The organism is Bradyrhizobium sp. JHI2711 (genome assembly GCF_056156565.1).
Genome location: NZ_JBPZPT010000001.1, coordinates 2,466,138 through 2,478,533 on the forward strand (window position 1 = coordinate 2,466,138; position 12,396 = coordinate 2,478,533).

General features: G+C 58.9%; 9 protein-coding genes and 2 pseudogenes. 5 read left to right on the forward strand and 6 right to left on the reverse strand.

The window, feature by feature from the left end; all coding sequences use genetic code 11:
• Positions 1-17 precede the first annotated feature (17 nt).
• Positions 18-1,342 (forward strand): annotated as a pseudogene (locus tag ACTEK7_RS11610) (DUF3422 family protein).
• A 153-nt stretch (positions 1,343-1,495) separates the two neighbouring features.
• On the opposite strand, the gene ACTEK7_RS11615 reads toward ACTEK7_RS11610, so the two are convergent.
• From ACTEK7_RS11615 to ACTEK7_RS11625, 3 genes are read right to left on the reverse strand one after another with little or no spacing between them, the layout of a single operon-like run.
• Positions 1,496-2,752 (reverse strand): endonuclease/exonuclease/phosphatase family protein, encoded by a 1,257-nt coding sequence (locus ACTEK7_RS11615; RefSeq protein WP_225131093.1) that lies wholly within the window; start codon positions 2,750-2,752, stop codon positions 1,496-1,498.
• Between the two features lie 32 nt (positions 2,753-2,784).
• Positions 2,785-3,546: a hypothetical protein gene (locus ACTEK7_RS11620; protein ID WP_225143501.1), complete on the reverse strand. Its 762-nt coding sequence runs from the start codon at positions 3,544-3,546 to the stop codon at positions 2,785-2,787.
• 41 nt (positions 3,547-3,587) lie between these two features.
• A complete protein-coding gene (locus ACTEK7_RS11625) occupies positions 3,588-4,859 on the reverse strand; it encodes a phospholipase D-like domain-containing protein (RefSeq protein WP_306469184.1) in 1,272 nt (423 codons plus the stop codon).
• A gap of 603 nt (positions 4,860-5,462) precedes the next feature.
• Here ACTEK7_RS11625 and ACTEK7_RS11630 point away from each other — a divergent pair.
• The 4 genes from ACTEK7_RS11630 (at position 5,463) to ACTEK7_RS11645 (ending at position 8,036) form a co-directional block, all read left to right on the forward strand.
• Positions 5,463-5,747: a hypothetical protein gene (locus tag ACTEK7_RS11630; RefSeq protein WP_225131098.1), complete on the forward strand. Its 285-nt coding sequence runs from the start codon at positions 5,463-5,465 to the stop codon at positions 5,745-5,747.
• 70 nt (positions 5,748-5,817) lie between these two features.
• Positions 5,818-6,573 (forward strand): hypothetical protein, encoded by a 756-nt coding sequence (locus tag ACTEK7_RS11635; RefSeq protein ID WP_225131100.1) that lies wholly within the window; start codon positions 5,818-5,820, stop codon positions 6,571-6,573.
• Positions 6,574-6,742: 169 nt separating this feature from the next.
• Positions 6,743-7,600, forward strand: a complete 858-nt coding sequence (locus tag ACTEK7_RS11640) for a S1 family peptidase (RefSeq protein WP_225131102.1) — start codon at positions 6,743-6,745, stop codon at positions 7,598-7,600.
• 145 nt (positions 7,601-7,745) lie between these two features.
• Positions 7,746-8,036: a hypothetical protein gene (locus tag ACTEK7_RS11645; RefSeq protein ID WP_225131104.1), complete on the forward strand. Its 291-nt coding sequence runs from the start codon at positions 7,746-7,748 to the stop codon at positions 8,034-8,036.
• A 629-nt stretch (positions 8,037-8,665) separates the two neighbouring features.
• On the opposite strand, the pseudogene ACTEK7_RS11650 reads toward ACTEK7_RS11645, so the two are convergent.
• From ACTEK7_RS11650 to ACTEK7_RS11660, 3 genes and pseudogenes are all read right to left on the reverse strand, one after another.
• Positions 8,666-9,589: pseudogene (locus ACTEK7_RS11650) on the reverse strand (TRAP transporter large permease subunit); the annotation flags it as partial.
• Positions 9,590-9,698: 109 nt separating this feature from the next.
• Positions 9,699-9,923 (reverse strand): DUF6894 family protein, encoded by a 225-nt coding sequence (locus tag ACTEK7_RS11655; RefSeq protein WP_463671691.1) that lies wholly within the window; start codon positions 9,921-9,923, stop codon positions 9,699-9,701.
• A 1,856-nt stretch (positions 9,924-11,779) separates the two neighbouring features.
• A complete protein-coding gene (locus ACTEK7_RS11660; RefSeq protein ID WP_225131106.1) occupies positions 11,780-12,382 on the reverse strand; it encodes an acyl-CoA dehydrogenase family protein in 603 nt (200 codons plus the stop codon).
• Between the last annotated feature and the right edge of the window lie 14 nt (positions 12,383-12,396).

A 12,396-nucleotide genomic window follows, 5' to 3' on the forward strand; every position in this document is an offset into this window, starting at 1 on the left:
AAGAGAGATGTCAATACATGGTCGATGAATTGGATCTGCGAACCTTCACGCCACATCCGCAACGCGACGCCGTGCTCGGCGAAGTGCACGCACGCCCTTTCACGCGCCTTGATTCGCCATTCAGCGTGATCCACTTGGCTTTTCTTGCGCAGGGTGAGGCGGCCACAAGCGATCGCTGCCGCTTTATCGATTTTTGCCTCGAGCGCAATCTTCCGCCACCTGAGCAATCGGCGAAACTTCATCAGATTGTCATCGGGACCGCTACGCTACGTTGGGAGCAGCATTCGGAATTCACAACATTTACCTGGATCTGGAGTAACAAAATGTTTCCGCCGCAGACCGATTTGACAAAGTTGATGGTACCGTCCGATCGCTGATCCGCGCGTTGCGTCAGACCGGACAGTTGCTGGTCGCGATCAGGCTAGAAGTGGAGCAGGACGCCTCGCCGACCAGGCGCGCCGAACAGGTTTTTGACAAGAACAGCCTGGCCATGGTTGCCACAAAGAACGGCGCAGGCGTTGCCGCCTCAGACTTCCGCGTAGACGAAAAAGGCTTTACGAAAATCCTCGTCTGCGACCTCGGATTGACGTCGCAGGATCTCGGAGCGCTGGTGCAACGGCTCCTGGAGATCGAGACCTACCGTCCACTGGCGCTGCTTGGCCTGTCGGCCGCCCTTGAGCTTGCACCTTCCGTTGATCGCATCGACCGCCGTCTTGTTGAGGCGCTCGAAAAAATGCAAAGCGGTGAGGGGCTGCAGTTCAACAACCATCTGCTTGCCGAGTTGACGGCGCTGGCCGCCTGCTTCGAAAAAGGCGCGACCGGCAGCCTGTTTCGCTTCGGCGCCAGCAGAGCCTACAACGAGCTGGTCCAATCGCGACTGTCCATCATTGAAGGCAACGATGTCTCGGGTTATCCAACCTGGTCGTCGTTTCTGGCGCGCCGCATGGCGCCCGCAATGCGAACCTGCGCGACCGTAGAGGATCGTCAGGCGGCTCTGTCGGTCAAGCTCGCGCGTGCCGCCGATCTGTTGCGAACCCGTGTCGACGTCGAAATCGAACGACAACATCGTGACCTGTTGCAGGCTATCAACGAGCGCGCCAGACAGCAACTTCGGCTGCAGTGCACGGTCGAAGGATTGTCGGTCGGAGCGATAGGATATTATGTGGTCAGCTTGTTTAGCTATCTTGCCAAGGGCGCGCATGACGTCGGACTGCGAGTAGAGCCCTCGTTCCTGACCGCAGCCTTCGTGCCGATCGCAGTCGGCGTGATCTGGCTGGTGAGTTACAATGTCCGAAAGCGACACCTCAAGCACGACAACGCGCCCTCGGTTGCTTGCGACTGACGCTCCTTAACGGAATCAGTGCGTCCATCCTGCGAAGCTCGCATGATCGTGGTGCGACGCTGCCGCAAGATCGCGGCCGGCTCCTGCGCAAGGTAATGCCCCGCCCGGACTAACCGGGCGAGGCATTTTTGGATCGGCTCAGTCGCCCTTGCACTAGAAACGAAGCGTCGCTTTGGAGGGACAATGATCTGAAATGGCCAGCAAAGGATCCGGATGGCCTTGGCCTGCCGGGCGCGTCCCGCCGAAGCGCCCGATCGCAACCTTGATGGCAGGATCTGGAATCGAAAGGCTCGCGCTCACGAGCATCTGATCAAGGCCCAGGGGATTGCGGCAGCCAAGGCTATCGGCCTTTGTCAGCGGCTTGACGGCCTCTTGATCGAAGAGCTCACGCTTCGAGCGTTCGCAGAGTTGCTTAGCGACAGGGTTGACCGGGCATTCCGGCTCCAGATGGGAAAGGGCGCTGGAAGTGGGGGCCCCATCATTGACCTCGCCATAGAGGCTGCGAACGAGGACGCCACTCGGAAGGGAGGAAGCGGGATCGCTTCCGTCCGAGCGAATATCTGATTTTCCGATCGAATTTTTCTCGTGCGACAGATTGCGGTTGAAGTCTCCCATCAGAACGACCGGCATGCTGGCAGAGCTCGCTTCCAGCCAATCCTCCAACGGGCGCACCTGTTTCTGCAGGATGGCACACGCATCGCCCCCGCCGTCAAGCTTGCCGCGGTCTTCGAGCGGGCTGACGCAGGAGGATTTGAGATGCACGGTCATAACACGCAACGGCTTGCCATCGATCTGCAGCGTCAGTGATAAGCCCGGGCGCACCTGATCTACGGCGGCTAGATCCGGGAGTGATAGGGGCGCAACGACCCCACAATCGGAGCCCGTCCCGAGGTTCTTTTTCCAAGCAATCGCGAGCCGCTGGACCTTGAACGTGTCGAACGAACAAATCTCGTAATCAGCACCGTTGTTGGGCAGAACCTCGCGAACGGCGGTGGCGCCGCTAACCTCCTGAAAAGTGATGATGTCAGGATCGAGGTTCGTTCGGATGAAATCCTGGAGTTGCTGCGAGCGCTTTTGGTAGGCGGCTTCGGTCACCGGCACGATCTTGAAATTGGCCTGGTAAACGTCGCATGGCGGCTTTGCCGCGATGTCCCATTTGATCTTTGCGTTTCGTCCCCATTTGAGCTCCCAGCCCGGCTTGGTGGCCCCTGCCGTCGAGGGTTCAAACAATCCACTCGCTGGATTGAGGGCGAAAGGTTGACCGCAATCACGAATCCACTCCTTCGCCTCGACCTGGCTGAGATGCCAGCCCAGATTCCATGTCGCAATTCGGATGTCACGCGCGTGGGCCGTCGGCGCTGTGCCGAGCAACAAGACGAGGGCGAACAGGACAGATCGGCGAAGAATCATGTAGTGCTCCAGACGTTTGCAACAGACCGGCCCTATTCAGTTTGGGGCGACCGTACTTGGTGAAGGTTTCCCTTTGCCTTGAGGGGTTGCATGCCGGCCGGGCGGATGGGATCGCGGTTGCCAGCGACACAGCCATTGGGAAGCTTACCGGTGGCTCCCTCCCCGCGCAGCACGCTCTCGCGCGTGGCATTTCGATCGATTCCCCACGCGTGCTCGATGGCAAAGCGAAGCTCGTCCGCCAAGCACTCAACCGCCCAACGGAGATCGTGCCTGTCGCGGCTTGGAAATTCCTCCGTCTCTGTGATCTGCTGGCCGACAAGCCGCGCGGCGTTCCGGACGCCGGCATCGCCTACCATCTCCAATTCGCCCCAACGCAATTCCCAAAAGCGCTTGGTCGCCTGCTTCCAGGTTTCATCTTTAGGGTCGAGCTCCCACTCTGTCAGGCGCTGAGCCTGCTGAATGGTCTCGAAGAAGAGATCGAGCTTCTTCTGCAAGAAGGGCTTCTGCGCCTCGATCCTTCGGGTCAGCGCGGCCTGGCTGCGTGCCTCGTCGCGCTCGGCAATGACTTCGGCCTGCTTCGCAAGCGATTCACTAAGGAGCCGGGCCTGCTCGGTCTGAAACTCGTAGACCTTCCAGACCCCGGCGATCACAGCGCCGGCGATGGTCCAGGCCGCGACAGCGATGATGGTATAGCGTTTGGAAAGACGGAGAAGGGCTGAGGATCGTGGGGTCTGGGCCATGATTGCAATTGAATAGGTTCGATCGGAAATGGTTTGTTCGAGTACAAAAAACAAAATTCAAGCAACGTCTGAGAAACGAAAACATCAGAGCGCCCCTATAAGCCGCGCTCCCTGGCGAGAGCGGCCTTTGTGCCTTTCTTATAGGCGTCTTTCACCCACTCATCCCGCGTTTGCTTGAGGACAAGAGGATCGGCCTCCGAGCCCGGCTTCGGTTTCGTGCCTGTCTTTTCGTGGGTCTTGTTCCAGATCGCGCGGGCACGGTAGTGATTGTAGAGGCGCATCAACTCGGCAACATAGGCTTGGGCCAGATGCGTGTTGCCCTTGATCTCAAGGACATTCTCGTCGTTTGAGTTTTCCGATGCCTTGCTGAAGTTCGGCGAGCCCGTGTAAATGGTGGGCGTCTCCGTATCCCCATCGATCACGATGAATTTGTGATGCACGTGGATAGGCGGCGGGCCACTCGATTTCTTCTTTGTGGCTTTCTTTGCCGGTTTTGCTTTGCCTTTTGCGGCGGAGGCATCAAACGGTGAGGTATCGATGGTCTTGAGCTCGGGCAGGAAGCCGCGTGGCGCATTGGCGCTAAAAGCGGCGTAGGGAAGTGTGTCCGGGTTATTCTGCGAGCGATGGAAAATGGTCGCGGCGATCTCCGGAAGCTTGCGCTTCTCGCCCTTTTTGGTCGGCTTGTCGGGATCATCGATGCTGTTGAGAAGCCCGTAGATCAAGTGCTTCGACGAGTCTCCCTTGGCAAAGATTGCCTCCATGAGATCCTTGTCGGAGGCCGTGTACATGCAGAACAGCACGGAGGACTTCGCGTTCTTGACCGCCTCGGTCACCGTGTCGAGAAACTTTCGGCTTTCGCCGGGCTCGGGCAAAAAGAAGACGCGCATTTCGGTGCCGTCGACGTCCGTGACGTCGTTCCAGTCCGGCGGGTCCATATCTTTCTTGCCGAGATTTTTGGCCAGCACGTTCGCGCGCTCGGCGTAAAGCGCGGCAAGTTCGCGGGAATGGATGATATGAAGGAGGTTGGCCTGGATCGTTTGGGCTTCAGGCGTAAAGTTGGTCGAGCCCATCAAGACGGCCTGCTCATGCTTTTTCCGGTAGAAGATGATGAACTTATCGTGCATTAGCTTGGATATGGCATCCCGCTTATGGATCGAGATGTTGGGTCGTGCCTCCGCGATCCGATGCGCGGCGGCGCGGGACTTGGTGTCGTCAGCTTTCTCGAAATAGATGATCGAGCCGCGCCCTTTGAAGGCCTCGAAAGCCGGGATGATCCACCGGTCGTCCGACAGATGATAGATGGCGCATTCAAATGCGTCGCTCTCGCTGAGGATTTGAGGAATGGCGTTTTGCAGGCCGTTGGCCAGCCATCCATCCGCTTCTCAAGCGGCTTGTCCTTTTGCTTGGCAAAGCTCTGCGCGCTGACGACGGCGCGATTGAAGTAGGTGGCGATCTGTCCTTCGAGGGGCCTTGGCACCGTCACGGTTCTTTTTCCGGCCGCCGCGTCCTGGAGCTGCAGATCGCCTGGGCTGGTGCCAAGCACAGGAATAACTGTATACTCGAACGTCTGGCCTTGATCGTCTAGGTTGATCCCGCCGTCCCACCAGTTGAACTTTTGGATCGGCGCCTTATCGCTTCCCTTTGGGCGGGCGTCCTCCGCGAGGGGCACAAAGTCGAGCTTGTTGAATAAGAATTGCGGCTTTCTGTCGCGCCCATAACCCGGATTGCGCTGGATGGCGAACCCAAGGAAATCTTCGTGTTCGGCGCCGTCTTTCCAATCGAACGTCAAGAGCACGCAGCTCGGGCTAGCATAGGCTTTGACTGTCACCGCCGCGACCATGATCGCTCCCCCGCTTCGAGGCGCATCATGCACGAATACGACGCTCGCGCAATACGTGCGGCGGGTGTATAACGCCCGTCGAAACGTCTCACGCTGAATTACTTTTGTCATTTTCGCCGGAGGCTTTGCGATGGGCGTCATTGTGCCTAGCCAACTGTACACCGCTCAGGAGTTGCTCGGAGGCTTCAACCCATGGGACCCCATGGGCTTCACGCTCTCCCGGGACTTTGCGATCTACCGTGAGTTCGCAACCGACGGCGGGCCGGTGCCAACGTCACTCGCCGTCCGCGCCGCGCAAGCCGCGCACGACGCAGCCATCGCCGATGCCCTACGCATCTTTCTGAAAACGGTTCAACGGCCGCTGGTCGGCGTGATGGGAGGTCACAGTCTTTCCGCGAGACCATGCGGCCTATAAAGCCATTGCTTATTTGGCGCGCGAACTTGCCCGCGCGCACTTTCTCTTGGTCACGGGCGGAGGGCCGGGGGTGATGGAGGCCGCTCATCTGGGCGTGGCTTTTTCATCGTTCGAGAGCGTAGGTCCGCTCGACGAAGCGATCGGCCTTTTAAGCGCTGTACCGAAGGCGCCCATTCTGGATGACCTTTTTACTGACACCTGGACCATCAAGGACGAAAAGCTCGGCGCCATTGACGACGCACGCAGATGGCTGAAAGTAGCGCTCGAGGCGCGAGCCAAGGCGCCCGAAATTCTCCCCGTCAGCCTCGCTATCCCGACCTGGCTCTACGGTGCCGAGCCGACTATGCCCTTCGCAACACACTATGCAAAGTATTTTCAGAACAGCCTAAGGGAAGAGGCCCTCGTCAACAATTCGCGTGCCGGCATCGTCTATGGGCGAGGCGGCGGCGGAACCATGCGGGAGGTCTACCAGGACGTGGAGCGGAACTACTACGCGAAGACCCTCGACGAAGTGACCCCCATGATTTTCTTCGATCCCGATAAGTATTGGGAAACGGATCCCGTCATGGGTGACGCGCGAGCTACCTCGCCCGGCATTAATGTTAAGCCGACGATCCGCCCAATCCTGATGCTCGGCCTCGTATCCGACAAGCGGCCTAAGAAGGAAGTTGAGGCGTGCCTCGATGAGAAGCTTCTCTTCACGACGGATCACCCATCCATCATGAAAGCGCTTCGCGGCCACGAGAAAAAGTCCCAGCAAAATCTCACCTTCGCACTTGCGGCGGAGCCTCTCAAGATCGGCACCCTGCGGATGAATCGGCGGTAGCAGAGCGACATACTGGAGGTCAGCCCCCGTATGAGAGACGTCTGGCTCGTGGGGTTGTCCCAAGGGTTGGTTCGATGTCAGTAGCTGGTTACGATCGGATGCTTTTCCTTGGCAATCGCCAGCCCCCTGGACTGACCGCAGCGAGAGCAAAAGTGTCGCGCGGTTCGACATGAGCCCAGACGGCGCGAGGCACTTGTCCGCCCACTCCTCTCTTCACCATCCGGATCGTGATCTAGCGCTGCTCCAGCTGAGCACACCCGTTTCCGACGCGGGCGGGAAGCGCTGCCCTATCCCCATTGTCTTAAAACCGTCCCAGGCTCCGATGGGCACTTCGGTGCTCGTACTGGGCTTTCCGCTCAATCAGGACCTGAGCTTGTCGGGCGGTCTGATCAGCAATCACGGCTCCCCACCCAAGGAACTGCGGTGGCAGACGGACACTGTGATGAACCCGGGCAACAGCGGGGGCCCGGTTTTCGAAGATCACGGCTTTCTGTTGGGTATCGCGGCAGGCGGCATTGTCCAGTGGACCTTCGGCGGCGAGACACGCAAAGTAAACGGTGTGAATTACTTCATCCCCGCGTCGGAGCTAATCGCAAGTCCTTTGTATGACATTGCCGAGGACAAGCGGTGTTGGCGCGTGGCTCAGGACGATCTCGTGGTCGACGCGAACACCACCATTGCGGTCGACGGGACGGCGTCGAAAGCGCCCCTGGGCCCCGCCAAGCTTGAGAGAAGCTACACGGTTTCAGAGACCAAGGACGATCACCCCGTCGCCCTGGCATCGCATTCCCGCAACTACCAATCCCGATTTGCTGCAGAGCCCGGCTACAAGGTTGTAGCCTGTGTGCCGAAGGCAGAGAGCGAAAATAATGCACACGATATCACCTGCAGTATCGATAGCGGTGGCGGTTCGGCGGTCTTTGCGTATCGGTTGGAAAGTGGGCCCGCTGTCGATCGCTGGCGCGGATGGTGGGCCGGTTACGTGACTTTGCGGCAGGAGCGCATTGCGGGGGATGGCCTGCAATAGTGCGAGCGGGTAGCTGCATAAGGCAGGATCGCGAGGGGAAGCGATTTCGCATGCAGCGGGGAACGAACGAGGCAGGGGGACGAACGTGACAGGATCGCGGCGATTAGCGCTTGTGCTGGCAGGCGGGCTCGGCGGATGCGTCATCGTGCCCGACATTGCTCCGGACTGGGCTCTGCCGATGGGGGAGATCATGCTCCATTCGGCCTGCGAGCTCCAGGATGCGCTCGGCACGCTTGACCGCGAGGTGCCGCATGAACTGTTCAATGCACGAAACTGGAAGATCGCGGTCACACTCAATCCAAAATCAGAAGCGGATATCGTTCCTGGTGTCGGCTTGACGCGGAAGGTGCCCGCTACGGCGACGACACCCTTCTCGAACTGGGTCATCGGCGGTGGTAACGGCGTCACCCTTGATATGAGGGGCAGCCATACCTGAAGCGTCGATCAATTTCGACTCTGAAAAACCTATCCTCGATAGTGCCCTGCCCTGCGAGTGCGAAACGATTTCGTACCATTCGCTCACAAAGAATCTGGCGATCAAGGATTGGCTCTATCGTTCCGTGCAGGCCACGGCTCTCGCAGGCTCGGCCATCGACAACCCCAAATTCACGGCTCAGGTCGCCGTGAAATTCAATGGGACCGCGAGCTACACCTACACATTCCCGCCAGGCACCGATTTTCTCACACTGGGAGGGTATTATCAGCTCGACGAGACCTTGAGCATCATCTTCACGAAGAAGCCGGCGGTCGTCGCGAAATATGACCTCTTGACGCTGCCCGAAGGTGGCGCTGGTTTCAAACGAAATCGCGCGCGCCAGGTCACGTCAACCATTTCGGTCCTCGAAGATCAACAAGTCTCACTTCAGCAGATTCGGCAACAATTGCAAACTGGGCCTCAGCCGACGAACTGTGCCTTCACGCTCGGAGGCAAGAAGCTCCGGGTGACGGAGGTTGGCAAGGGCCAGGTCGAGCAGATCGATATGCCTTGCGACGGCCTGCCCCTTTACCTGCCGAAATTCGCCCGAGCAGGAGGCACGGGTTTCCGCGAGGCTCCTGCCGAGCTCGTCAAAGGAAGCCGATCGACAACCAGGGCACGGCTGCGACGATCAGGGTGCCGATCAGCAGCGCGATCATGTAGCCCACGATCGGCTTCATGCCCTCGTCCGGGTTGATGCGGCTGATGGCGCAGGCGGCATAGTAACCGACGCCGAACGGCGGCGCGAACAGGCCGATGCCCATGGCGAGAACGACCACCATCGCGTAGTGGACGTCGTGCACCCCGACCTGCCGCGCGATCGGGAACAGCAGCGGGCCGAACAGGACGATAGCCGGGATTCCCTCCAGCACGCTGCCGAGGATCACGAAAGTCACGATCGTCACGGCCAGGAAGACGGGGACCCCGCCGGGAAGGCTGGTCATGAATTTGGCCAGAGAGGCAGAAAATCCCGATTGGGTCAGTGCCCAGGCCATGCCTGTCGCCGCGCCGATGATGAGCAGAATCGCGCCTGACAGCGAGGCTGTCTCGACCAGCATCGGATAGATGCGACGCCAGTCGAACTGGCGATAGACGAAGAGACCCGCGCAGGCCGAATAAAGAATGCCGATGGTCGAGACCTCCGTTGCAGTCGCGACGCCTTCGACGACCGCGGTCCGGATCACGAAAGGCAGCGCGATGGCCGGTATCGCGATGACGAAGGCGCGGCCAATCTCCCGGGCCCTCGCCCTTTTGACGTGAGACAGGTCCTCGCGGCGATATCGCCACCAGACCACGGCCGCGAGCATGACCGCGAGCACCACGCCCGGGAGCAACCCGCCAGTGAAGAGCGCCGAGATCGACACGCCGGTCACCGAGCCGATTGTGATCAGGACTAGCGAGGGCGGGATCGTTTCGGTCTGCGCTCCGGTTGCCGCCAGAAGCGCAACGAGGTCACCCGGTTTGGCCCCGCGCTGCCGCATCTCGGGAAACAGCACAGGAGCCACCGCAGCCAAGAGTGGCTTGGCCGAGAACAGCGAAAACGGAAGTAAAGGAGTCGCCAGCACCAGGGTCGTTCACACAAGCCGCAAAGTGACCTGAGCTAAACTTCCCACGGTGGGAAGTTTACCAGGCAGCTCGGCCAACCGCATGCCGCGCGATCTCTACACCGGCGCTATCGACAACTATTACCACTGTGCCACTCCCTGGATCGTACTCGGGATCGCTGCCGATCTCATGAGCGACCCGGGCGCCGTACTGGCTCGCGAGAGCGGCTGAGCCAAACATCTCGCCGGCATCGTCCGCCTGTAGTTGTCCGTTATGGATAATCGGAAGATAGTAGCGCTGCACAGCAATGGCCCTCGTTTAGCAGCAATCATGCGCCCACCTCAGGGCGGGACGCACGTGTCATAAACGACAGGTGCCGTCAAACTGCGAGACCACATCCGCACCACCGGCAGCGTCGGGGACAGTGCTGTCAAGATCGTGGCCAACTACTTGTTCAGCTTCTCGATCTCGGCCGCAGTTACCTTCTCGCCATTGGTAACTGGGCGCGAATCACCGCGCCCTTCCACTGAAAAAGCTGGATAGCAGCCAACCACCCTTGCGACTCTCTGACGATTCGTTCATTTAGCTAGATGGTGCATCCGAATCGCCCACTCCGCGATGCGTGGAAGTCGTCACGACTTACATGGATTTCGGCGGCTTCGCTCGTCGAAGGAGGGCCAGGCTCGATCCTGGCGCGATCTCGGAAAGGAGGTGAAACAGCATGTTTCACTACCCGCACTGTGGCGGCACCCGCCCTGTAAGCGTTCGCGCTTACACACGGTTCCGCCTCGGTAAATGGGAGTGGGTCATCGCCCACTGCCGCGGACTGCCCAGCTAAGCTGAACAGTCCGCATCTCAGTGACTTGGGGCGGTGTCTCATGGGCACCGCCTCCTTTTTTCCGGCGGACCGGATCTACAGAACAACCAAGCACGACCATTCGTTGCAGTAGGCCTGCGTTAAAGTGGCTGTTCGAATTCTTTTCAATGGGTTGGTCGTCGACGAACTGACTGTCGTCGTTTATGGTTAACGGGCCGTTAACCCGCCTTGCCATAGTTCCTCCCCAGATCTGCGACTATTCGAGTCGCGCGAGCAATTCTTAACGAATTACTAGCGTTAGACGCTAGGGAATCAAGCCTTGCGTTTTTTGCAGGTTGTCACAATCCCTCGATTCGGGCCGTCATCAACTGCTTTGATGCGATTCGACCGCTATATATTATGCGGTATGCGACCCTGCTACCCCCAAGCCGTTGGGGGGCGGCGGTCAAAGAATTGTTGCTGCTCTCGGGTCCCTCGCCCTATAGTCGCCTCCGGTCTTGGGGGTAATTTTTCATGCGTCAATTTGCGATTGCGGCGCTCTGCGCCGCGCTGGGCGGCTGTGCTGGCGAAAGTCGCGGAGCTGAAGAAGCAACAGGAAACTGCGGCTGCTGCACCTGCTGCCCCTTAGCCAAAGAGGTCCGCAGTTAAACCAGCCCGACCAATTCGGCGAAGGTCTCGACCACTGATAACCCAGTTGTCCTTGAAGTTGATGCCGAGCTTGGCCATGTCCTTCTGGATCGGCACCCACTTCTCTTTACCGCGAGGAAGGGCTCACCGTCCGCAAACGGCGGGCTCGCCGCAAGGCCGTGGGGACCCGTGCCCCGATGAAGCTGTGCGAGATCAGTCTCGTTCTTTGGGGCGCTTATGGCAAGGACATCCTGCGCAACCCGAGCTCGAACTCGCTGTCTACGATTCGCGACATCAAGGATATGTCTGCAGAATAACTGCGCACAAGCGGCGCGATCTACGAAAATCCTGCGGACATTCTCAAGTATTTGACGGATTTAGTTACGACAATTAGGTGAAGTGACGTGATACAGTCCAAGTTGGACCGGGGCTCCTCCTCTTAGATATCGAACCGGAACGAACTCGTCCGAGTGTGGCGATTGATTTTAGATCGGGCGCTTGGGACGTCGAAGCGATCAGCGAAGATCGGTCCCCTTTTGTTGAGCCCGGCCAGCAGCCAATCGTTTCGAGGATGGAGCTCCTGAGATCAGATGCCACCCAAGCTGCCTGGATTAGCGACACGCCTCCGGAAGGAGCTGCGCGTGAGTCAGGATCTACTGAGGCGCTTCACATGGGAGATCAGATCGATCGACATATGCCTTGACGATCTTCGGTCCTACCAGGCGAATGCGCTCGGCATTACAGGTCCGCAAATGATGATCTTGATGGCACTGACGGAACTGGAAGAAGATGATGGTGTTCCCGTCAACGCTGTCGCGAAGCTGAAATCAGCTTGGCCGGAACTCGTTGTGAACGACTTTTCTGCGTTGAGGAGATAATTGTCGCCTTCGCGCGATGCCTCGGAGAGGTTGTACCACCAGTGCCCACCGGTGGCGCGCTCGCTGGTCGAATATGTGCCAAGCAGGGCGCCATTGTTCGCCTTGAGCCAGCGCTCCTTCTGGTCGTCGTTACCAAACAGGCTGATCGTCTGAGCCGCGCCGACATGCATGACATAGACGAGGCCGGTCGATGCATCGGCCTGTCCGATCCGGTAAGCGGCTTCGGCAAAATCAACATGGCCAAGAGCGAGGCCCCCAAAGCGTGATTCATTCAACACGCCGGTCCAGCCGGCTTCCGCCAATGCCCTCAGATTTTCTCTTGGAAAGCGACTTTCCAGATCATTGCGATCGGCATTGACCTTTACGGTCGCATCAATCGCGGCATCCAGCCGAGAATAGATGTCAGAATCGAACTTGCGAGCAAGATTGTCGTTAGCCATTGGTCATTCTCCCT

What these genes read in the sequence shown, in the direction of transcription:
- ACTEK7_RS11615 (WP_225131093.1), bottom strand. Translation starts at nt 2,752, where the DNA reads ATGATTCTTCGCCGATCTGTCCTGTTCGCCCTCGTCTTGTTGCTCGGC.
- ACTEK7_RS11630 (WP_225131098.1), top strand. Translation starts at nt 5,463, where the DNA reads ATGGGCGTCATTGTGCCTAGCCAACTGTACACCGCTCAGGAGTTGCTC.
- ACTEK7_RS11640 (WP_225131102.1), top strand. Translation starts at nt 6,743, where the DNA reads ATGAGCCCAGACGGCGCGAGGCACTTGTCCGCCCACTCCTCTCTTCAC.
- ACTEK7_RS11660 (WP_225131106.1), bottom strand. Translation starts at nt 12,382, where the DNA reads ATGGCTAACGACAATCTTGCTCGCAAGTTCGATTCTGACATCTATTCT.